Origin of the sequence: Streptomyces sp. adm13(2018) (assembly GCF_008042145.1) — a bacterium.
Lineage (GTDB): Bacteria > Actinomycetota > Actinomycetes > Streptomycetales > Streptomycetaceae > Streptomyces.
This window is the reverse complement of record NZ_RDBH01000031.1, coordinates 4,769-26,300: the sequence shown is the minus strand read 5'-3', so window position 1 is coordinate 26,300 and position 21,532 is coordinate 4,769. Positions and strand designations below refer to the sequence as shown.

General features: G+C 73.8%; 21 protein-coding genes. 11 read left to right on the top strand and 10 right to left on the bottom strand.

Annotated elements, in window-relative coordinates; translation table 11 throughout:
- Positions 1–105: 105 nt before the first annotated feature.
- Positions 106–1,275, bottom strand: coding sequence for a glutamate--cysteine ligase (locus EAO70_RS02540; protein ID WP_148001395.1), 1,170 nt, complete (start codon positions 1,273–1,275; stop codon positions 106–108).
- Between the two features lie 390 nt (positions 1,276–1,665).
- Here EAO70_RS02540 and EAO70_RS02535 point away from each other — a divergent pair, with 390 nt between their 5' ends.
- The 4 genes from EAO70_RS02535 (at position 1,666) to EAO70_RS02525 (ending at position 4,759) form a co-directional block, all read left to right on the top strand.
- A complete protein-coding gene (locus EAO70_RS02535; protein WP_148001394.1) occupies positions 1,666–2,514 on the top strand; it encodes a class II glutamine amidotransferase in 849 nt (282 codons plus the stop codon).
- A 235-nt stretch (positions 2,515–2,749) separates the two neighbouring features.
- Positions 2,750–3,970, top strand: a complete 1,221-nt coding sequence (locus EAO70_RS02530; protein WP_148001393.1) for a metallophosphoesterase — start codon at positions 2,750–2,752, stop codon at positions 3,968–3,970.
- A gap of 165 nt (positions 3,971–4,135) precedes the next feature.
- The gene (locus EAO70_RS37555; protein WP_187283693.1) at positions 4,136–4,309 is read left to right on the top strand and encodes a hypothetical protein; all 174 of its coding nucleotides are present in this window, start codon (positions 4,136–4,138) and stop codon (positions 4,307–4,309) included.
- 108 nt (positions 4,310–4,417) lie between these two features.
- Positions 4,418–4,759 (top strand): DUF5713 family protein, encoded by a 342-nt coding sequence (locus tag EAO70_RS02525; protein ID WP_148001392.1) that lies wholly within the window; start codon positions 4,418–4,420, stop codon positions 4,757–4,759.
- Between the two features lie 49 nt (positions 4,760–4,808).
- Here the strand turns inward: EAO70_RS02525 and EAO70_RS02520 are convergent, their stop codons facing one another.
- Complete coding sequence (locus EAO70_RS02520; RefSeq protein WP_148001391.1) at positions 4,809–5,546, bottom strand: VOC family protein; 738 nt, start codon at positions 5,544–5,546, stop codon at positions 4,809–4,811.
- A 349-nt stretch (positions 5,547–5,895) separates the two neighbouring features.
- Between EAO70_RS02520 and EAO70_RS02515 the strand changes: the two genes are divergently transcribed.
- Positions 5,896–6,549, top strand: a complete 654-nt coding sequence (locus EAO70_RS02515) for a hypothetical protein (RefSeq protein WP_261992605.1) — start codon at positions 5,896–5,898, stop codon at positions 6,547–6,549.
- Positions 6,550–6,634: 85 nt separating this feature from the next.
- On the opposite strand, the gene EAO70_RS02510 is transcribed toward EAO70_RS02515, so the two are convergent.
- The 3 genes from EAO70_RS02510 to EAO70_RS02500 all read right to left on the bottom strand — a co-directional run bounded on the left by EAO70_RS02510 (position 6,635) and on the right by EAO70_RS02500 (position 8,898).
- The gene (locus EAO70_RS02510) at positions 6,635–7,198 is read right to left on the bottom strand and encodes a HutD family protein (protein ID WP_148001389.1); all 564 of its coding nucleotides are present in this window, start codon (positions 7,196–7,198) and stop codon (positions 6,635–6,637) included.
- A gap of 178 nt (positions 7,199–7,376) precedes the next feature.
- Entirely contained in the window at positions 7,377–7,721 is a 345-nt protein-coding gene (locus EAO70_RS02505; RefSeq protein ID WP_148001388.1) for a thioredoxin family protein, read from the bottom strand.
- A 37-nt stretch (positions 7,722–7,758) separates the two neighbouring features.
- Entirely contained in the window at positions 7,759–8,898 is a 1,140-nt protein-coding gene (locus EAO70_RS02500; protein ID WP_410090969.1) for an alpha/beta hydrolase family protein, read from the bottom strand.
- Between the two features lie 107 nt (positions 8,899–9,005).
- Between EAO70_RS02500 and EAO70_RS02495 the strand changes: the two genes are divergently transcribed.
- A complete protein-coding gene (locus tag EAO70_RS02495; RefSeq protein ID WP_148001387.1) occupies positions 9,006–9,929 on the top strand; it encodes a LysR family transcriptional regulator in 924 nt (307 codons plus the stop codon).
- 28 nt (positions 9,930–9,957) lie between these two features.
- Here the strand turns inward: EAO70_RS02495 and EAO70_RS02490 are convergent, their stop codons facing one another.
- Positions 9,958–10,506 carry a hypothetical protein gene (locus EAO70_RS02490; protein ID WP_187283692.1) on the bottom strand — a complete coding sequence of 183 codons (549 nt, stop codon included), beginning with the start codon at positions 10,504–10,506 and terminating at the stop codon, positions 9,958–9,960.
- Between the two features lie 509 nt (positions 10,507–11,015).
- Here EAO70_RS02490 and msrA point away from each other — a divergent pair.
- Entirely contained in the window at positions 11,016–11,534 is a 519-nt protein-coding gene (gene msrA / locus EAO70_RS02485) for a peptide-methionine (S)-S-oxide reductase MsrA (RefSeq protein ID WP_148001386.1), read from the top strand.
- A gap of 145 nt (positions 11,535–11,679) precedes the next feature.
- On the opposite strand, the gene EAO70_RS02480 is transcribed toward msrA, so the two are convergent.
- A complete protein-coding gene (locus EAO70_RS02480; RefSeq protein WP_148001385.1) occupies positions 11,680–12,240 on the bottom strand; it encodes a helix-turn-helix domain-containing protein in 561 nt (186 codons plus the stop codon).
- Positions 12,241–12,430: 190 nt separating this feature from the next.
- Between EAO70_RS02480 and EAO70_RS02475 the strand changes: the two genes are divergently transcribed.
- Entirely contained in the window at positions 12,431–13,663 is a 1,233-nt protein-coding gene (locus EAO70_RS02475) for an aryl-sulfate sulfotransferase (RefSeq protein ID WP_148001384.1), read from the top strand.
- Between the two features lie 22 nt (positions 13,664–13,685).
- Positions 13,686–14,213 carry an NUDIX hydrolase family protein gene (locus tag EAO70_RS02470; RefSeq protein ID WP_148001418.1) on the top strand — a complete coding sequence of 176 codons (528 nt, stop codon included), beginning with the start codon at positions 13,686–13,688 and terminating at the stop codon, positions 14,211–14,213.
- A gap of 82 nt (positions 14,214–14,295) precedes the next feature.
- Here the strand turns inward: EAO70_RS02470 and EAO70_RS02465 are convergent, their stop codons facing one another.
- Complete coding sequence (locus tag EAO70_RS02465; RefSeq protein WP_148001383.1) at positions 14,296–14,730, bottom strand: VOC family protein; 435 nt, start codon at positions 14,728–14,730, stop codon at positions 14,296–14,298.
- A 51-nt stretch (positions 14,731–14,781) separates the two neighbouring features.
- Entirely contained in the window at positions 14,782–15,435 is a 654-nt protein-coding gene (locus EAO70_RS02460) for a class I SAM-dependent methyltransferase (protein ID WP_148001382.1), read from the bottom strand.
- Positions 15,436–15,735: 300 nt separating this feature from the next.
- Between EAO70_RS02460 and EAO70_RS02455 the strand changes: the two genes are divergently transcribed.
- A complete protein-coding gene (locus tag EAO70_RS02455) occupies positions 15,736–18,570 on the top strand; it encodes an alpha/beta hydrolase family protein (protein WP_148001381.1) in 2,835 nt (944 codons plus the stop codon).
- Positions 18,571–18,821: 251 nt separating this feature from the next.
- Entirely contained in the window at positions 18,822–20,825 is a 2,004-nt protein-coding gene (locus EAO70_RS37550; RefSeq protein WP_187283691.1) for a HEAT repeat domain-containing protein, read from the top strand.
- A gap of 212 nt (positions 20,826–21,037) precedes the next feature.
- Here the strand turns inward: EAO70_RS37550 and EAO70_RS02445 are convergent, their stop codons facing one another.
- The gene (locus EAO70_RS02445; RefSeq protein ID WP_148001380.1) at positions 21,038–21,496 is read right to left on the bottom strand and encodes an SSI family serine proteinase inhibitor; all 459 of its coding nucleotides are present in this window, start codon (positions 21,494–21,496) and stop codon (positions 21,038–21,040) included.
- Positions 21,497–21,532: the final 36 nt, after the last annotated feature.

The window sequence follows — 21,532 nt, the reverse complement described above, 5'->3', positions numbered from 1 at the left end:
GGACAGAGGGTCGTCCGCTCGCGCCGCTGATCCGCGGCGCTGCGGTGCGCGGGGCGGGCCCGCTCGCGGCGGGCACGGCTCTGCGCCGGGTGGGGCGCAAACGGGTCATCTCCGGTCGGCCTTCGCCGGCAGGGTCCGCGGCCGGGGCCGGAGCACCCCGGGGCGGGAGTCCGGCCGGGAGCGGCTCGTGCCGTACTCGCCGCGGGTCTCCGCGAGCAGCAGGTCCACGGCCGCCAGCAGGTCCTCGTCGGCCGCGGCGCGGCGGATCCGCTGCGCCGCGCTGCCGCGGGCCAGGGCCTCCTCGGTCAGGTTCCGCGCGAGGTCCCAGTCCCCGTGCGCCTCCAGCGTCGGGCGCAGCGTGCGGAGCATGCCGCGTACGACCTCCGGGGCCGGGGCGGGCCGGCGGGTGACGGGGTCGATCAGATCGCCCTCCAGACCGGACCGTGCCGCGCGCCAGGTGGCCGAGCGCAGCCAGGCGTGCCGGTCGTCGCAGCGCTCCGCCTCGGCGCCCGCGCAGGCGTCGACGACGAGGGCGCGGAACAGGGCCGTGATCAGGACCACCGTCTCCACGCGGGGGCACGCGTCGGAGACGCGCAGTTCGAGCGTCCGCAGATGGTCCGAGGGGCGGACGTCGTAGTAGATCATTCCGGGGTCGCTGATGACGCCGCTGTCGATCAGCTCGTCGACCGCTTCGTCGTACTCCGCGGCGTCGGAGAAGCAGCCGGGCGGGCCGGAGGTGGGCCAGCGCTGCCAGATCATGGTTCGCCAGCTCGCGTAGCCCGTGTCGGAGCCGAGCCAGAAGGGGGAGCTCGCGGACAGGGCGAGGAGCGGCGGAAGCCAGGGGTTGATCGCGCAGAGCGCCTGCACGGCGGTGTCCTTGTCGGGCACGTCGACGTGCACCTGGGCGCCGCAGATCAGCTGCTCGTCGGCGACCCGCCGGTACTCCTCGGTCATGGCGTGGTACCGGGGATCGTCGGTCGCCGGTACGGCTCCGAGGCGGGCGATCGGGGCCGCGCCCGCCGCCATGATCGCCAGGCCCTGGGAGGAAGCGGCGGCGTTCAGACAGCGCCGCGCCGCGGACAGGTCCGCGTAGAGGTCGTCCAGGCGCGTGTGCACGCCGCTGTTCGACTCGACGACCGACTGGGGGAGTTCCTGGGTGAAGTCGTCCTCACGCCGGGAGACCCGCCCGAGCACGGCGTCGGCCCGCGGTGCCAGGGCGCCGGTCTCGACGTCGATCACATGGAACTCTTCTTCGACACCTATGCGGACGGTCACTGCGTCTCCTGTGCGGGTTCGGCGTCCTTAGGGCGGGGTGCGTTCTCGGCCGGCGTCCGGTGAGGGCCATGCGATGCGTCTTCCCCGGATCGGCCACCCCAAGCATTGTCCGCTCATCTGCCGATTCATGCGCTCGTTCGAGCGATTTGAAGCCCGGGCGGACCGTACCCGCCCGGGGTACGACTCCCCATGTCCCGTGGGGTGTTCCGGGGTCCCGGAGTCCGCGCCGCATCCGTTCGGGACGGCCCGCGCGCTCCGGCGCACGCCCCCGCCGGGGGCAGGCAGGCGTCCCCGGTCCGCCTGGCGCGGCCCGGGGACGAAGCCGAGAATGAGAAGTCGATGTGTCGACAGAAGCACCCCCGAGGCGCCCGGAGACCCAGGTGATCAGCGATGTGCCGATGGCTCGCGTACGCGGGAACGCCCGTCCTGCTCGACACCATCCTCTACAAGCCGGCCCACTCGCTGATCGACCAGAGCCGACACGCCAAGCTCGGCGTGGAGACCACGAACGGTGACGGGTTCGGCGTCGGCTGGTACACCGGCGAGAGCAGCACCCCCGCCCTCCTCAGGGACGTCGGACCGGCGTGGAACAACCGGAACCTCAGGGAACTCGCGGACCACATCCGCTCCCCGCTGTTCTTCGCGCACATCCGGGCGTCGACCGGGACCGCCGTACAGCAGTCCAACTGCCACCCCTTCCGGTACGGCCGCTGGATGTTCATGCACAACGGAGCCATCGACGGCTTCCACGGCCTGCGCCGGGACCTGTCCCTGCTGATCGACCCCGAGCTCTACGCCGACCTCGAAGGCACCACCGACTCCGAGGTGATGTTCTACCTGGCGCTCACCTTCGGCCTGGACCGTGACCCGCCCGCCGCCGTCGCACGGATGGCGGGCGTGGTCGAGAGCGTCGGCCGACGCCACGGCGTCGAGTTCCCGCTCCAGATGACCCTCGCGATCACCGACGGCGAACGCCTCTGGGCCTTCCGCTACTCCACCGAACGCGCCTCGCGCTCGCTGTTCGAGAGCAGCCGCGTGGAGGACCTGCGCAAGCTCCACCCCGACATCGCGTTCCTGCGGGACATCGCCCCGGAGTCGCGCCTCATCGTCTCCGAACCCCTCGACGACCTGCCGGGTGCCTGGAACGAGGTACCGGAGGGCAGCTGCCTCGTCATCCAGCCCGGCGGGGACGACCTGCTGCCGTTCGCCCCGACCCCCGGAGCCGTGGACGCGGGGTGAGTCCGCCGCGCCACCGGGGAACCTGCCGGGGAGCTCGCTGGCCCGCTCCCCGCGCGACGGCGGACAATGGGTCGTCCGAGACATGCGGACGCCCCCGCGGCCAGAGCAGGATCAGGCCAGGGCGGCGGTTCCTGTCGGGGCCCGGGACGGCCGGCCGGTACGGTGACCGCCGCCGCGGCCGCCGTCCGGTTCCGCCGAGGGCGCGACCGCCGTGGAGAACCCCAGGAGGGGCACCGTGACCGACACCAGCGACACGCGATCCGCCGCCGAGGAGGCGCCCGCCGCGCCCCGGAGCCTGTTGGAGCGCGTGATGCGGTACCTCCCCCTGATCGCCCCCGTCCTGCTGTGGGCCGTGCCCTGCTGGGTCCTCGTCCACACCGGCCAGCACTGGCCGCTCCCCGTCACCCTGGTCGCGACCGCCGTGTTCGTCCTCGGTCTGATCGGGATGCCGCTCGCGATGGCGCGCGGCCACGGCCGCCGCCAGCAGGACCGGGCGGCGATCGTCGGCGACACGCTGCTCGGCGGCATCTGGGTCCTGTTCACCTGGTCCGTCCTGTTCGGCGTTCTGCTGCGGGCCGCCCTGGCCCTGGCCGATGTCGGCGACGGACAGGACCGGGCACGCGTCATCACCTGGGCGGTCCTCGGTGTGACGGCCGTGCTGCTCGGCTGGGGCTACGCCGAGGCCCGGCGCGTGCCCCGCGTCCGCCGGCTGGACGTGGAACTCCCGCGGCTCGGAGCCGGACTGGACGGCACCAGGGTCGCCCTGATCACCGACACCCACTACGGCCCGCTCGACCGGGCCCGCTGGTCCGCACGGGTCTGCGAGACGGTGAACACCCTGGAGGCCGACGTCGTCTGCCACACCGGCGACATCGCCGACGGCACGGCCGAACGCCGTCGCGCCCAGGCCGCTCCGCTGGGCACCGTGCGGGCGACCTGGGGCCGGGTGTACGTCACCGGCAACCACGAGTACTACAGCGAGGCGCAGGGCTGGGTCGACCTGATGGGCGAGCTGGGCTGGGAGCCGCTGCGCAACCGCCACCTGCTGCTGGAACGCGGCGGGGACACCCTCGTGGTCGCCGGCGTCGACGACGTCACCGCCGAGGCCTCCGGACTGGCCGGTCACCGCGCCCACCTCGCCGGGGCCCTGGACGGGGCGGACCCCGACCTGCCCGTCCTCCTCCTCGCCCACCAGCCGAAGTTCATCGACCGCGCGGCCGCGCACGGCGTCGACCTCCAGCTCTCCGGTCACACCCACGGCGGCCAGATCTGGCCCTTCCACTACCTGGTCGGTCTGGACCAGCCCGCACTCGCCGGCCTCAGCCGCCACGGCACCCGCACCCTCCTCTACACCAGCCGCGGCACCGGCTTCTGGGGCCCACCCTTCCGTGTCTTCGCCCCGAGTGAGATCACGCTGCTCGTCCTCCGCTCGCCCCAGCGGCCCACGCCGGCGTAGGGGGCGCCCTCGCGGCCCGGGGGCGTACCAGGGGCTGGGTGGCTCTTTCTTCCGAAGAATGTCGGGAAAGACCGTTTCGGGCGCCGGGTGGGCGGAGAGCCGCCAGACGTGGGCGCGTCGCGCCGGCCCGCCGCCGACCACGCGCCCCACAGGAAGGAGAACGCCATGGGAATCGTCAAGGCCGCACTCACACGGATCACCGGACTCATGAAGGAGTCCGACGGGAAGGTGCTGCAGGATCCGGACCTGCGCGCGGAGGGACGCCGGCTCCAGGAGGACGGCAGGGCCGAGGCCACCGCGGAACGAGAACGACGAGAGCGCAAGCGACACCCCCGCTAGGGCGCGACTGAGACCCCCGCAGGGGAACCCGCCTGACGTTCCCCCGGGCGTTGTCAGTGGGGCCGGGCATGATCGGCGTATCAACCGTCGCCCAGGGTGGGATGTGCCGTGCCGATCACGAACCAGCAGACAGCGGACCACTCGTTCCTGCGAGCGATGTACGACGACGAGTACTTCCCCGACCACGTGGTCGCACGGGGCGAGGCGATCCTGCTCCGCCTGTGCGAACGCGTCGAGGCCGAACGGCCCGCGGACCTCACCGGCCTGTACGCACTCACCCTGGCGGCGACGGAGGAGTTCAACGTGCTGGAGGGGGAGTTCCTCGCGGCCGGCAGCGAGATCGAGACGGTCGCACGGGAGTGGATCTGCGAGGAGTTCTGCTACGTGGCGTCGGCCTACGGGTTCCCTGACGCGGACGCGGAGGAGCTGACCGCCAACCGGGACTGGTGACGAGACCGTCGCGGGGGTGGGCCCCTCGGTTCGGGCGGGCCGGCCGGGTTCAGCGGGGCCTGAGCAGGCAGAACTCGTTGCCCTCCGGGTCGGCCAGGATCGTCCAGTGGATCTCGGACTGGTCGACATCGGGGTCGGTGGCGCCCAGCGCGCGAAGCCGGGCCGCCTCCGCCGTAGGGTCCTCGCCGGGGTACGGCGCCACGTCGAGGTGGACGCGGTTCCACACGGTCTTGGCGTCGGGGGTCCGAACGAACTCCAGGTACGGCCCGACGCCTCGCGCGGACCGCAGGGACACGTGGTCGTCCGCCACCTCGTGCAGCGTCCAGTCCATCGCCCCGTCCCAGAACCGGGCCAGCGCCCGCGGGTCGGCACAGTCGACGATCACGGCGGCGACCGGCCCGGTGTCCTCGTAGACCGACCGGGGCTCCAGGACGCAGAACTCGTTTCCTTCCGGGTCGGCCATCACCACCCAGGGGACGTCACCCTGCCCCACGTCGGCGAGCGTCGCGCCGAGGTCCTTCAACCGGGCGACCAACTCGGCCTGATGGGCCGACGAGGTGGTGGCGAGGTCGAGGTGCACCCGGTTCTTCACCGTCTTGACCTCGGGGCGGGCGATGATGTCGATGCAGACGGCCGTGGGATCGGGGTAGGAGAAACCCAGCGGTTCGAGGCTCGTGCCGCCGGGCCCCTCACTGTCGGCCCCCCAACCGAGGGCCTCCGCCCAGAACCGCCCGAGCGCGGCGTCGTCCTGGGCCTTCATGTTGATCTGCACGAGTCGTGATGCCATGCCGGGGATCCTAGAAGCCGCCACCGCGGCGGGCCACCGGGATGGGAAGGCCAGTGCCTCGCTCGACGACCCACCGTGGTGTACCAGGTCCGGAGCCGCTGAGAGCGCCGGCCGACGGCGCGTTAGGCTGCCGACAGTCGGTGAACGGGGGCATGACATGTGGCGGCGAAGCATACGGGCGGCCGCGCTCGGCGCGGTCCTGGTGGTCCTCGCGGGCTGCGGCACCGAGACAGCGGGGACAGCGGGCACAGCTGGGACGGGGGGAACGGCTGGTACGGCGGGGACGGCAGGGACGGCTGGTACCTCGACCGCGACCGCGGCCGACACGACCTGGACGCGCGCCGCCCCCATGCGTATCGACGGTGTGGCCACCGCCGACGCCGGCCGGTCGCTGGTCGTCGAGGCCGACGTGCCCGACGGGGCAGACGAGTGCGTACGCGACCTGCGCGGGCAGGTGGACACCGTCGAGAACGGCACCGTGTACGTGGCGGTCACCTTCGAGACCCCTTCCTTCGACCGGGAATCCGGCTGCACCGGCACCAAGCGGGTCCAGGCCAGGGTGCGGCTGGCCGAGCCCCTGGGCTCACGCACGGTCATGGTGAACAGCCAAGACGTGTACACCCCCGCCGGCGCCACCCCGCCCGCGCTGCGCCACTGCGACGAGAACGGCTGCGACCCCACACCCCCGCGCTGCACCGCGTCCTCCTACCGGCAGGCCGTCGACGACACGGACATTCCCCGGCACACGAGCTGGGAGGAACGCGGCTGCGACGACACCTGGCTCGTCCTGGACCTGTCGACCCGGATGGGACCGGCCTGCGGCGACCCCGGTGACGGCTGCTCCTCCGCGTCCGTCTCCCAGCGCTGGTTCTACCGTGCCGAGCCCCAGGGCTGGCAGCCGGTCACCATGAGCCTCGACGCGGGCTGTACGGGCATCCACCGGGTCCGGCCGGAGTTCCCCGAGCGCCTCTGCGCGCCGCTGCCGCGACTCGCCCGAGGGTGATCCGCCCACACCCCACCGCCGGCCGCCAGGCCCCGGCCCGCTTGCCGTCGCCGCACGCGACCTCACGTTTACGTGCCGTACGGCGTCACCCCGTGGGCGCGATGTCCGCCCACAGGGCCGCGGCATCCGGGGAGAGCGGCGGGAACCCTACTCGTACCGTGTCGTCGCCCGCGTCCCACCACACGCCCCCTCCCGGCACCAACCCGTCCACGCCCGCCTGCCAGCTACCCCGGAGTACGAGGAAGACCCCGGCGTGTCCGGAGGGCGGCACGATCCGGTCGGTCACCCGTTGCACCGGCGCCGTCCAGCGGCCGCGCCGCACCATGATGTTCAGGACCCGGCAGCTCCCGCCGGAGAGTTCGGCCGAGAGGTCGAGGTCGCCGGAGAACGCGAACGGCTCGCCCGCGTGCTCCAGGAGACGGTCGAACACCCCCGGACAGCTCAGCCGTACGCCGTTTCCCGACAGCAGCGTCAGCGTCCGGTCGACCCCGGCGAACGCCGAGAACGGTCCGCCGCGGTCGATGTCGGCGATGCTCGCCCGCCACTGGAACTCCTCGGCTCCCGCCGGCCGGCAGGCGATCTCCCGGGTCACCCCACCCCCGTTGCGCCACCGACCGGGCGTCAGCGTCTCGATGACGAAGGGGCGCATGGGCGAACTCCTGGGGCGTCGGGCGGGGGACCGGGCCGGTGCGCCTGCGCACCGACCCCGGGCGGCGACGTCGGGCCGACGGCATCCGACCGCCGATCCTCGCACAGCCCGCCGACGGGCCTACGCCCTCGCACCAGGCCCCGGACCTACACCGCCGCACCAGGCCCACGGCGCCGCGTCACGTTCCGAGGTGCTGGTCCAGGAACTCCTCGACCTCGGCGGTGCTCAGGGGGCCAGCCCGGTGCGCCACCGCCTCCCCGTCCTTCACCAGGGCGAGCGACGGCGCCGAGGTGATTCCGAACCGCTTCGTCGCCGCCGGGCAGCGCGTCATGTCGGTGCGTACGGCGGTCACGCGGCCCGCGTACGCGTCGGCGACCCCGCCCACGACGAGGTCCATCGTCCGGCAGGCGTCCAGGGCCTTGGGCCACGTCCCGATGAAGTACGCGAGCACCGGGACGGCGCTCATCCCGAGGATGAAGTCGAACTCCGCGTCCTCACGCGGCTGATGCACCCGGTTCGCCATGAAGCTCCTGACCTCGCGTTCCGTCGTCCGCTCCCCATCATCCCCGAGCGCGGCCGGCCGGGCCGCCCGCCGCCTCCGGCTGCTCTTCCGGCGTCCCCTCCGGCGCTCCCCGCAGGGCGTCCGCGAAGTGGTCGCAGAGACGGGGCAGCCAGTCCGGGCGCGCGTTCCCGAGGAGGTGGTCGCCGTGCGGGACGGTCAGGTACGAACCCCGCGGCGCCAGCCGGGCCAGCGACTCGCTGTTCGCCACGCCGGGCATGACGTCCTCGCCGCCCTCCACGACGAGGAGCGGGGCCGTGATACGGGGCGCCACGTCGGTGAGGTCCACCCACCGCGTGAACTCCCGGGCCTGCGCGGCTCCTCCGGTGCGCCCGGCGATGAGGCCACGTATCCCCGGGGTCAGCAGCTCCCAGTCGAGCCGGAACGGGCCGCTCACGGTCGCGACGGCCGCCACCCGCGGTTCGAACGCGGCCGCCCGGGCGGCGAAGTAGCCGCCCAGGCTCATGCCCACGAGCCCGATGCGCGCGGCCCCCAGCGCATCGGCGACCCGACCCACGACCCGCTCGTAGTCCGCCTCGAACGTGCTGGTGGCCGCGAGTACCCCCTGGCCCGGGCCGTCCATGGCGAACACCGCCAGACCTCGGGCCAGCAGGGCCGACGCGAGATCGAGGAACTCCTCCTTGGCCGAGTTGAGACCGGGCACCACGACGACGGTGCCCGGCGCATCGGCCGGCCCGCGCAGCCAGCCGGTGAACCCCTCCCCGCTCACCTGCCGGGCCCCCGGCTCCAGCAGCGCGAGAGCCTTGCCCGCCGCCTCGTCCGCCGCACGGGCGGCACGGTGGGCGTCCGCGTACGGCGCCAGCGTCGCCACATGGAACCACCGTGCAGCCGCCAGCAGGTGCTCGCCCGCCGAGCGCGCCGACCGCGCGTCCTCCGCGCGCCGCAAGTGACCGTCGCCGGCACCTGCGCAGGCGGGTCCCCAGCCGGCGAGGGAGCCGAGCCCCGCCACGACGCGCTGGTACTCGTGGGGGTCCACGCCCGCGCCGAGGACGCGGGTCCACTGGTCGGCGGCGAACCGGGCGGCATCCATCGGGTTCCTCCGGTCGTCGGGGCGGGCGGCGGCCTCCGGCACGGGCCGGGAGACCGCGGCGGACGCGACGGGGCGTGCCGTGTCTCCCACGGGAGTCAGTCTTCGCATGGGGACGATGCAACCTCCACCATGGCCCCGCGATCCAACAACGATCACGCATGATCGACAACCGTCGGTTGTCACCTAGGGTGGCGGCCATGGATCTCGACGTGGCCCAGGTGCGCGCCTTCGTGCGCACCGCCGAGGAACTCCACTTCGGCCGGGCGGCGGGCACCCTCGCGATCTCCCAGCAGGCGCTGTCCAAGCGGATCGCGAGGCTGGAGTCCCTGCTCGGCACCACGCTCCTCCACCGGGGCGGCAGTGGCGTGCGCCTCACCGCGGCCGGGCAGCGCTTCCTGCCGCCCGCCCGGCAGGTCGTGGCCGCGGCCGACGCCGCGGTCGCGGCGGTGTCCGGGACGGAGCACCCCCTGCGCGTCGACGTCTGGGGCCACCTCTACGCCCCGCTGCGGACCCTGGCGCGGATCGCGGGAGGCGTCGGTGAACTGGCGCTGGGGCACGGCCGCGACCTGCCCTCCGTGGCGACGGCGCTGCTGCGGGGCGACATCGACGCGGCGTTCGGCCGGGTCCATCCTCCCCTGTCCGAGGGGCTGTCCCACCGCCTCGTCCGCCTCGAACCGGTGGACGCCGTACTGAGCACGAATCATCCGCTGGCCGCGGAACCGGTCCTGCGGCCCGAGGAGTTGCGCGACAGCACGCTGTGGGTGCCGGGCGCCCTGGACCGGCTGGACTTCCTCCGGCGGTTCGTCGACCGGTTCGGGATCCGGCGGACGACCGAGGGCGTCAACCTCGGGCTCGCGCACTTCCTCGCCGAGGTGGCGGGCGCGCCGGGGAGCTTCTCGCTGATGCCCGCGGACGTGCCGCTGCCGGAGGTCCCCGGACTGCGTTCCGTACCCCTGGTCGATCCCACGCCGCTGTACGCGTGGTCGCTGCTGTGGCGCTCGGGGAGCGGACACGCGGGACTGGACGGCCTCACCGCGGCCTGCGCCGCGGAGGCGGGGCGCAGCAGGTGGCTGGAGTACGACCCGGCGCGCGACTGGCTGCCGGAACCACCGTCGGCATGAGTCCGAGCCGGCGCCGGGACCGGGCGGCTCAGCCGGCCTGTTCCGGCTGGACGAGGGTGTACATGACGGACCGCTGCTGCTTGTGGCGCTGGATGCGCCCCTTGGCGACGAGGGACTCCAGGGTGTTCCGCACGACCTGCGGGGTCGGGGTGCGGCCCGGGTGCCGCGTCAGGAGTTCGTCCCGCAGCTCCTTGGCCAGACGCGGCTCCTCGTAGCTGCCGAGCAGCTCCATCAGGAGCCCCCCGAGTAGGGGCTGACGGGATGTGCTCTTCGCGGCGGCCTTGGGCGTGCCGGCCGCCGGGGCGCTCTTGGGCGCGGCGGAGCGGCGCCCGCCGGAGCGGGAGGACGGGCGCTCGGTCCCGGCGACGTCCGGCTCGGCCTGCGACTGCTGGGGGAGCCGGGACGGGACGGCGGATCCCTCGTACTGCCGGGCGAGCTTGAGGATGTCGGTGAGGAGGCCCTCCTCGTGCCGCAGGGCCGTGAGCCGCTCGGTGAGCTCCTGCTGCAGACGGCGATTCTCCGCCAGATCCGACCCGGCCTGTTCCACCAGGCGGGTGGCGGTCGACTGGTTGGTCACGGTGCACTCACTCCCTCGGGACGCGTGGTGCTGCGCATGGTACCCACGCCCGGGGCCCCGTGCGGGTATCTCGGCCCCGGACGGCGGGCCCGGCGCGATCACCTGCACGTGAGCACATGCCTCGGCCCGCCCTGCGCGGTCATACGTGTCTCCAGCCGCACGCGGCGAACCCGCGGCGACACACCTCACCGGCGGCAGGGGGAGGCGGAGGGGACCCCGGCCTCCCGTGTCAGATGACCGTCACCCACGCGTTGGACTGGAACAGGCCATACCACTGGGTGTGGATGTCGCGGTCGCACGTCGTCGGGTCCGCGATCAGGAGCCCCGAATTCGTCGGTCCCGCGCGCCGCGTTCCCGGCCCGCTTGTGCGACCGGAAGCCTTCGATGTGGTAGCGGTGGAAGCAGTCCTTCGGTGCCTGACCAGGCGGTGATTATGATGGGGGAGTCCCCGACCGCACGCGCGTGGCGCGCGGGGCGTTCGGCGGATCACGGACGGAAAGGTGAGCGGCATGAGCGACGTCTCCGAGGAGAGGGCCCTGCTGGCCGGCGGGTGCTTCTGGGGCATGCAGGACCTGATCCGGTCGCTGCCCGGAGTGCTGCGCACCCGGGTGGGCTACACCGGGGACGACGACAAGCCACACGCGACCTACCGCGACCACGGGCGGCACGCCGAGGCGATCGAGATCTTCTTCGACCCCTCGGTCACCGACTACCGGACGATCCTGGAGTACTTCTTCCAGATCCACGACCCCAGCACCCGGAACCGTCAGGGCAACGACGTGGGGCTCAGCTACCGCTCCGCCATCTACTACGCCGACGACCGGCAGCGGTCCGTCGCCCAGGACACCATCGCCGACGTCGATGCCTCCGGGCTGTGGCCCGGACCGGTGGTCACCGAGGTCGAGCCGGCCGGCCCGTTCTGGGAGGCCGAGCCGGAGCACCAGGACTACCTGCTGCGCTACCCGGACGGCTACACCTGCCACTTCCCGCGCGCGAACTGGCGGCTGCCCCGGCGCGACGCGTCCTGAACGGACACCACGCCGCCCTCCGCTCGCGGCGGGACGCGTGGCTGTAGCCGGCGGACGCCCTGCCGTGAAGCCCTGACGCCGCCCGGGCCTGACGCCGCCCGGGCCCGACGCCGCCCGGGCCCGACGCCGCCCGGGCCCGATGCCGTCAGGGCTCCAGCACCTCCACATGGTCGCCGACCGCGACCACGAGGACCCGCGAACCCGGCTCGGTGGTGCGCCAGCGGTGCCGTACGCCCCCGGACACCAGAAGCGTGTCCCCGCGTTCCAGTCGATGGATCCGGCCGTCGGCCTCCACCTCCACCGAGCCGTCCGCCACGTACATCAACTCGTCGTTGCGGTGCCGGAACTCGCGGTCCGCCTCGTGCTCGCCGACGAACTCCAGCGCGTGGACCTGATGGCGCCCCCGTACCAGTGGCCGGACGCGTGCCTCCCGATCGAGGCCGCTCTCGTCCCCGGCGCGCACCACGTCGACCGCGCGCGTCTCGTCCGAGGCCGCCAGCAGCCGCACCGCCGTCGTGCCGAGCGCGTCCGCGATCCGTTGCAGCGACCGCATGCTCGGGCGCGCCCGGTCGTTCTCGATCTGACTCAGGAACGGCGAGGAGAGCCCGCTGAGCCCCGCCACGTCGGCGAGCGTCAGGTCGAGCGCCCTGCGCCGGCGACGTACAGCAGCCCCCACCCGCGGGGTGTCCGTGCTCTCGGCCTCCATCGTGCTCCCGTCCTTCCCCGCCCCGCGGCGCCGTGACTCCCTGGTCGACGGCGCCTGAAGGCACCCTACGCGGCGGACCGCCAGAACCCGGGAACGGTTTCGTACTCCCGACACACGCCCGTCACACAACGCTTCTACCGTCAAAGTCAGTTGTTCTCATCAAAGAAACTTTGACGCGAGGAGCACCCACGTGACCACCATCGACCAGAACTCACGCCGCCGCCGTCCCGTCGGCCTCATCGCCCTCGACGAGACGGCCGCGTCCGAGGGGTACACCCTCTACGCCCCGCTCACCGGCACCGGCGAGGTCTACCTGATCGACCTCCACGGCCGTACCGTCCACCGCTGGAACCTCCCGTACCGCCCCGGCCGCCACGCCCGCCTGCTCGGCGACGGCACCCTCGCCTACAACGGCGTCCTCCCGGGCGAGCGCGCCCTCTTCCCCATGTGGCACAAGTACCGCGGCGGCGTCATGCTCCGCGCGGCACCCGACGGCACCGTGCTGCGGGAGCACCGCGACCCCCTCCAGCACCACGACGCCCACCACCTCGACGACGGACGCGTCCTCTACACGGCCCTGGAACCCCTGACCGGCGCCGAAGCCGCCGAGGTGCGGGGCGGGGTGCCCGGCTCGGAGGCCGAGGGCGACACCGTCTGGGCCGACACCATCAAGGAGGTCGGCCCGGACGGCGAACTCCTCTGGTCCTGGCGGGCGTCGGAGCACCTCGACCGCGCGGCCTACCCCCTGCACGAGGCCTACGCCCGCGAGCACTGGCCGCTGATCAACAGCGTGACCCCCCTGCGCGACGGCAACATCCTGGCCAGCCTCCGCAGCGTCTCGGCGGTCGTGATCATCAGCCGCGAGACGGGAGAGATCCTCTGGCGCAGCCGCCCCGGCGCGGTCAGCCAGCAGCACGCCCCCACCGAACTGGAGGACGGCCGACTCCTCGTCTTCGACAACGGCGTCTTCCGGCCGGGGCACGACGTCCCCTACTCCCGCGTGATCGAGATCGACCGGACCAGCGGCGAGATCGCGTGGGAGTACCACGACCCCGCGCGCGAGTTCTTCTTCGCGCCCTTCATGGGATCGGCGCAGCGCCTGCCGAACGGCAACACCCTCGTCACCGACTCGCCGTCGGGGCGGCTCTTCGAGGTGACCGAGGACGGCTACCTCTGCTGGGAGTACGTCGTCCCGCACTTCGCCGGCTACGGCGAGCAGGAGGTACGGGGCCTCTTCCCGTCCGAGCCCAACGCCGTCTTCCGTGCCTACCGGTACGCGGCGACGAGGAAGACGGTGGAGACGGGGGCGGCGATCATCGCCAGGACGTGCTGGGCCGAGAGCGGCAGCAGTCTCCGCCGCCGGTCCGCGGGGGCCCCACCCGGCTGGCAGACACGCGCCCTAGGCCGAGGGGCACGGAGGTAAGTATGATCAAGCGATGTCCGACATGACAGAGACCACGCCCGGCTGGCTGAGCACGGACGAGCTGAACGCGGCTCGGGCCCAGATGCCGATCCTGTACGTCGAGGCCGTGCCCGTGCGCGTGGACGACAGCGGCGAAGTGACCAGCATCGGTCTGCTCCTGCGGATCGGGGCGGACGGAACCATCAGCCGCACCCTGGTCTCGGGCCGGGTCATGCACCACGAGCGCGTCCGGGACGCCCTCCTCCGCCATCTGGAGAAGGATCTCGGGCCCGTGGCCCTGCCGCGTGTCCCCCCGGCGTTGCAGCCGTTCACGGTCGCCGAGTACTTCCCCACGGCGGGGATCACGCCGTACCACGATCCCCGTCAGCACGCGGTCTCGCTGGCGTACATCGTGCCCGTGAGCGGGGACTGCCGTCCGCGGCAGGACGCCCTGGACCTCGTCTGGTTCAGCCCGCAGGAGGCCGCGTCCCCGGCCGTGCAGAACGAGATGCCGGACGGTCGCGGGGCGCTGCTGAAGCAGGCCCTCGCGCATGTGGGGCACGTCTACTGAGACCCGGACCGACGAGGACGGTCGTCGCGCCGCCGCTGCCCGGTCCGGGCGGCGGCGGCGCGGTCGTGTGGTGACACCGGGCTCAGTCGAGACAGAACTCGTTGCCCTCGATGTCCTGCATCACGATGCAGGACTCGTTCTCCCCGTCGGCGAGCATCGTGCGCAGGTGGACCGCGCCGAGCGCGACCAGCCGTGCGCACTCGGCCTCGAGCGTGGCCAGCCGCTCCTCGCCCACGAGCCCGATACCGGCCCGCACGTCGACGTGCACCCGGTTCTTGACGACCTTCCCCTCGGGAACGCGCTGGAAGAGCAGTCGCGGACCGGCACCCGTGGGATCGCTGCAGGCGAAGTAGACGACCTGCTCCTCGGGCGGCAGGGAACGGTGGTACTCCTCCCACGTGTCGAACCCGGCCGGGACCGGCGGCACGACGTACCCCAGCACCTCACTCCAGAAGCCGGCGAGACGTGCGGGTTCGGCGCAGTCGAAGGTCACTTGAATCTGCTTGATCGTTGACATCGGCGCACCCTAACAGGGGGCTCGGCGGGCCCCGATGGCCCCACTCCCCCGTCAGTCCTTGCGGGCCAGGAGTTGGATCTCGTCGAACTGTCTGCGGTCCGTGGGGTGGGGGGCGATCGTCGTGCGGGTCGTCTCCGTCAGGCCGTGGGTGCGTAGGAGGGCGGCGAGTCGGTCGGGGTTCCAGCGATAGGCCGTGGCCACCACGTGGTCGTAGCTCTGTGTCTCGTGCTCGGGGCCGTCCGTGGCGGGGAAGGCGACGAGCAGGTGTCCTCCCGGGGCCAGGACCCGGGCGAACTCCGCGACGACGGAGGAAAGTTCGTGCGGGGGCAGGTGGATGATGGACCAGCGGGAGAGGACCCCGGCCAGCGTGCCGTCGGCCAGGGCGAGCGCGCCCATCGATCCGACCTCGAACCGCAGTCCGGGATGGGCCGCGCGTGCCAGTCCGATCATCTCCGGCGAGGCGTCGACGCCGAACGCCCGCAGGCCCAGGCCGTGCAGGTGCGCGGTGACGTAGCCCGGACCGCAGCCGAGGTCCGCGACCTCGCCGTCGCCGTCGCCGTTCGCGCGTACCAGTTCCGCGAAGGCGCCCAGGAGGGCGCGCTCCACGGCGCGGTCGCGGAGGGAGTCGTGGAACCGCTCCGCGTAGACGGCGGCGACGGCGTCGTAGGCGTCACGGGTCGGACCCAGGCTGGTCGGTTCGGTCATCCGGAGACCATAGCGGGAAGCGCGGCCCGGCCGCTCGGCGGCCCCGGCCGGACTGGCCGCTGATCCCCGGCATCCGGGCCGTTCGCACCTTCCACCCGGACCGCCGATCCCCGCCGCCCGCCCCGCTCCGTTCTCGCCGCCAGGCAACCTTTCCGCCGTCCTCCGCATCCTCCGGAGGCGAGAGAGGGAGCCGGGGCGGGTGAAGCGACCGCGGTGGGCGGGGCGCTCGTGTGACGCGGGTGCGCGGCCCGCCGTACACCTCCCGGTCCCCCATGAAGTCCGACCGTGAGGAAGTCCGTTGTGATACGTGCTACACGCGGGGTGGCAGCCGCCGCGGCGTTACTCGCCTTCGCCTCGGTGACGTCCGGGGTGGCGTCCGCGCAGCCCGCAGGACCGCCGTCCCCGGGGGCATCCCCGGGAGGGCCCTCGGCCGCGCCCGGCAGCCGTCCCGGCGGTGCCGAACTGCCCGAGGGGTGGCGGCTGACCGGTGCGGGGGCGGACCGGCAGTTGGTGTGGACGTCCCGCGAGCCCGTCCCCATGGGGGACGCCCGGGTCGCCTTCCACGCCGGTGACCGGCTCCTGGGGCACCCGGTGGCCGGCCGGGACGGCCGGTCCTTCCGGCTGCCCCTCGGGGACACCCGGCTCACGGAGGCCACAGGACTGCGGGTGACGGCCGCCGGGCGGCGGCTCGACGCGCCCGGGCCCGCCCGCTCCGCGCGCCTCGCACCCTCTGCCCCGGCGCCGGCCCCGGCCGCGGAGCCGGGCACGCGCGTTCCCGTGAACGGGGTGGACCCCGGAATGCCGGGCCGCTACCGGACCGTCGGCGGTGAGTACGACCTGAAGTCCGTACGGCTGCCCGGGTTCCCCGAGCCCGTCGAGATGCGTGCCAGGGTCGTCGGCCCCGCGGACGCTCCCGGGAAGCGGCCCGTCGCCCTGTTCCTGCACGGCCGCCACGGCACCTGCTACACACCGGGTACGGAGGAGGTGACCGGCGACTGGCCCTGCGCGGCCGGGTCGAAGCCGATCCCGAGCCACCAGGGGTATCTGCGGGCCCAACGGCTGCTGGCCTCCCAGGGGTACGTGACCCTGTCCATATCCGCGAACGGCATCAACGGGCAGGACTTCCGCGCCGAGGACGGCGGCGCCCAGGCCCGCTCGTCGCTGATACGCCGGCACCTGGCGCGCTGGGCCGCCTGGTCCGCCGACCGCGCCTCCGCCCCGGCGGCCGTACGGAGTTCCTCCGCCGCCGACCTGTCCCGGGTCCTGCTCGTGGGCCACTCCCGGGGCGGCGAGGGCGTCAACCGCGCCGCCGTCGACAGCCTCACCCCGCCGCCCGCCGACCAGGACGGCTACCGGGGCCCCGTCCGGTGGAAGATCCTCGGCACCGTGCCGATCGGCCCCACGATCTTCGGCAACAACCCGGCGGCGGACGTCCCCTCCATGACGATCCTGCCGGGCTGCGACGGCGACGTCTCCGACCTCCAGGGACAGAACTTCGTCGACGGCACCCGCGGGGTGAGCCGGGGCGCCGCGCTGCACAGCGCGGTCTACATGGTCGGCGCGAACCACAACTTCTTCAACAGCGAGTGGACGCCGGGCCAGGCGCAGGCGCCGGCCTTCGACGACTTCATGTCCGACGAGCAGCGCGATCCGGTCTGCTCCCCCGGTACGAGGACCCGGCTCACCGCCGCGCAGCAGCAGACCGCCGGTGCCGCCTACATCGCCGCGGCCGCCCGCCTGTTCGTCGCGGGTGACGACCGGGCCCGTCCGCTCCTCGACGGCACGGGCCGCCGGATGCCCTCGGCCGGCCCGGTCCGCGCCCTCAGCCACGCCGTCGGCGCGCACCGTAGGCCGGCCTTCGTGCCCGGCTCCTCGGCGCTCACCGTCTCCGGCGGCGGCAGGCTCTGCGCCCAGGTCGCGCCCGACTCGGACCGCGCCTGCCTGTCCGGCGACGCGGGCGGCGCCTCACCGCACTTCGCGTACTGGGAGGCGGCCCCCGAACCGGGCCGTGACGCCGTGGCCATGACGTGGTCGCGTCCCGGCACCCCGGTCGCGGTGCGCACGGCGCGGCCGGTCTCCCTCGCCGGCTCCTCCTCCCTGGCCCTCCGGGTGATCGTCCCGCCGAACACCACGGGCACCGAGCTGGACGTCGCCGTGACCGATGCCTCGGGGCGCCGCGCGCAGCTGGGCCGCGTCCGGGTCGACGGGGTGCCGGGCAGCGAGCGGACCACCTCCTACTGGGCCCGCGAGGTCCGCGTACCGCTGTCCACCGCCACCCGGGCCGGGCTCGACCTGAAGCGCGTCACGGCCCTCGACCTGACTCCGCGCGGGGCCTCCGGCCGCGCGTGGCTGATGGACGCCTGGGGCTGGCGCCCCGGCACTCCTGCGGTCAGCCCCGCCCCGGCGGCGCGGGTGGACGTGGGACGCCTGACGGTCGCGGAGGGCGCCTCCGGGGTCCGCACCTACCGGGTGCCGGTGCGGGTCTCCGGCAGGGGCAGCGGCCAGGTCCGGCTGTTCGTCGCCGATCCCGCCTCGGGTGAGCAGACCTCCCGCGTGGTGACGGTCCGCCCGGGACGGCAGGACATCGTCGTACCGGTCGAGGTACGGGGCAACGACCGCTTCGGCAACGACGTCACATACGACGCCTTCGTGAAGGCGGTGCGCGGCACCGTGGTCGGGTCGCACCGCGGTGGGGTGACCGTGCGGAACGACGACCCCATGCCCAAGGCGGGGGTGACGCCCGTGGCCGACGACGTGACCGAGGGCGCCCCGCTGGTCTGGCGGGTCACGCTGTCGGCGCCGGCCGACGCCGAGATCAGCGGGCACATCGAGTTCCTGCCGCCGGCCGACGGTACCGAGCTGACCACGGCGGACCTCGACCCGACCTGGCTGCGGGAGCAGCTCGGCGAGCTGCCGAGCCCGCCGGTCCCGCTGTCGGGGATCCCGTTCGGCGGGCTGAACCTGCCGGTGTCCGTCCCGGCGGGCGCGACGACCGCCGAGGTGATCCTGCCGACGGCCCGGGACGGCGTGCGCGAGCCGGTGGAGTCGCTGCGGGCCCGGCTGACCACGTACGACGCGGCCTGGGAGCCCGTACCGGGGCCCGAGTTCACGGGGCGGGTGCGGGACGCGGCGTAGGCGGTACGCCGACTGCCGATGCGTACCACCGGCCCCTGGCGGGGACGGTGAGCCAGGAGTGACGACAGGCGGACACCAGACCCTCGCGGGGGCGGTGTCCGCCTGTCGTCGTGTCCGCCCCCGGTCGTCGTGCCGCCTGTCATCGCGTCCGTCTGTCGTCGCGTCCGGCCCGCGGGCGATCGGCCGGCCCCGCCTTCGACCGTCGGGGCCCCTCGGAGGTCGGGGAGGCCGTTCCGGCAGGATGAGTGACCATGACGGGTGGACGGGAACGACTGGTCGAGCAGCTGCGGCGGGCCGGGTTGGACGTCGTCGGCGACGGCCGGGTGGAAGAGGTCATGCGGCCCTGGGCCGCGTGGCGGCCGGTCATCTCGATCGAGGCGACGCCGGCCGTGGCCGTACCGGACGAGTCCCCCGACCTGGTCGCCGAACTCAACCGGCAGTGGCACCGGCTGGCGGTCGAGAACGGAGTCGTCGGAGCGGACGGCGCGTTCCTCATCGACGTCGCCGGAACCTCGTCCGGGCCGCGGCGCTGGACGCGGGTGCGGCTCACCGAGCACTGGGACCTCGCCGGAGTCCTCGGCGAGCGGCCGGGCCGACCCGAGTTCGTGACGCTCTCCACCGACGGCGACGCCCTGGTCGGGGCGACCTGCGAGGAGTACGACGTGTGGCTCGTCGCGCTGGACGGTCTCGTCGCCGAGCGGGAGGCGTGGGCGCGCGCCGAGGCCACGGAGACCGCCGAGCAGCGTGAAGCCAGATGGGAGGGGCTGTTCCGGGGGCCGGGCCCCTCGCCGGAGGTGCGTGAGGAGTGGACGCACGGCCTCGCGCGCAATCCGGCCGTCTCCGACGACGTCCGCGCGGGTCTGCTGGGGCTGACGCACCACCTCCTGTGGCGCCCCCTCCCGGCGCCCGTCGTCGAGGCCGCGATGGCGCACCCGGACTGGAGGGTGCGCGGACTGCTGGCCGAGGTCCAGCCGAACCTCACCCCGGAGCAGTGGGCCCGGCTGATCCTCGCCGAGCAGGACGACCGGCAGCGCCGGATCCTCACCCTGCTCGCCGCGGACCGGCGCGTCCAGCTCACCGACACCGCGTACGCGCGACTCGCCGGGGACCCGTCCGCGAAGGTACGGGAGGAGGCGGCCCGGCTGACGGGTCTGCCCCCGCACCTGCTCGGGGTCCTGGCGGGCGACGCCGACCCCGCGGTCCGCGCCTCGGTCTGCGGCGGGGCCGCCTGGTCCGGGCTGGACGCCGCCGCCCGGCGCTCCCTCGTCGACGACCCCGTCCTCGCGGTCCGTCGTGCGGCGCTGCTCCGGCACCACCGGGACCATCCGCTGTCCCGGTCCGTCCACGAGACGGCGGGGCTCGACCTGGGCGCGGTCGAACGCTGCCGGCTCACACGCGACTTCGCCGAGCATCTGGCCCACCACGCCGAGCCCGACCGGCGCCGCGCCCTCGCCGCCAACCCGTGGCTGGACGGCGACCTGCTCGCCGTCCTCGCCCGGGACCCCGAGGAAGGCGTCCGGTCCGTGGTCTCCACGCGTCCCGATCTCACCGAGGAGCAACGGGCCGGCATCGCCGTCGACTTCGATCCCCGCAGCCGGTGCAACGCGCTCGGCTGGGTGACGGCGCTGCACGAGGACCCGGACGCCATGCGTCGCCTCGCCGGCTCCGCCCATCCGCTCGTCCGCCGGAGCGTCGCGCGGGCCCGGCGGCTGCCCCCCGACGTGGTCGCGTCGCTGGCGCGGGACGGGGACCGGGTGGTGCAGCTCTTCCTCGCCGAGTCGTGCGAGGACGCGCCCGCCGAGATGCTCATGCGGGTGTGGCAGTGGTGGAACGGCAGCCTGAGCGCTCCGGGCCGCCCGCGCACCCACCCGAACTTCCCGCACACCGGCCTGCTCCGGTACGCCCACGACCCGAATCCGCGGATGCGGCAACTGGCCCTCGACGACCCCGAGTCGACGGTGGAACTCGTGGAACGTCTCAGCCGGGACCCGCACGAGGAGGTCAGGTACCGGGCCGCCACGGACCCCCGGCTGTCGTCCGCGTCGGCGGTGTGGCTCCTCGACGACCCGCACGAGCACGTACGACGCGCCGCGGCCGGACACCCGGCGCTGCCGGCGCGGACGCTGGTCCAGCTGCTCCGGAGCCCCGACACGGCTGCTGCGGCGGCGGGGAACCGGGGCCTGCCCGAGCCGGTCGCCGAGCGGATGATCGAGGTCCTGCGACGACTGCGGGCGGCGGCGACGAGCGAGGCCTAGGCCGTCTCTTCCGGATCTTGCCGGTCGAGCCCGCGTCGTCCGGTGCCGTGCATCGCAAGGCGGAGAGGTACCCGCGTACGGGACGTACCCGGGTGCCTCGACAACGCGGCGAGGTGCGGTGCCGGGCGGCGTGGGTCAGGCAGGATCCGGAAGGGACGGCCTAGGGGGTCGGGGCGGATCGAGGGCCTGTGACAGAGCGGACTCGTTTCGGGTCAGGCACCCGCCGTGTCGGGCAGGATGGGGACGAACGAGTCCCAGCGGGCGATCTCGCAGCCGTCTGACCGGGTGAAGACCGCGTCGACCGGTCGGCCCGCCCAGGTGCCCGTGACGCGGGCCGTGGCGGGTCCTCCGTACTGCATCGTGCAGAGCGAGTCCGGCGGCACGGGTGCGAAGGGGTCCGTGCCCCATGTGGTCAGTTCGTCGAGCCGGTCGCAGGCCGCCTGCGCCGCGGAGTGCGTCCCGCCCACCGGGTGGCAGGTCAGGAGGACGGCGCCGTCGGCCGCCGGAGTTTCGCTGTGCGTCACCGTCAGGATCAGACGGTCGGCGGAGGCGGGAGCGTTCCGGTCGGCGAGGGCGGTCGGGGCGGAGGCGGTGGCAGAGGTGGTGGCGGTGGTCGCGGTGGAGAGGGCGGCCAGGGCGAGCGCGAGCGCGGGGCTTGCGAAACGAGGCATGTACGGCTCCGGGTGAGGGGGGTGGCAGGTCGGGTG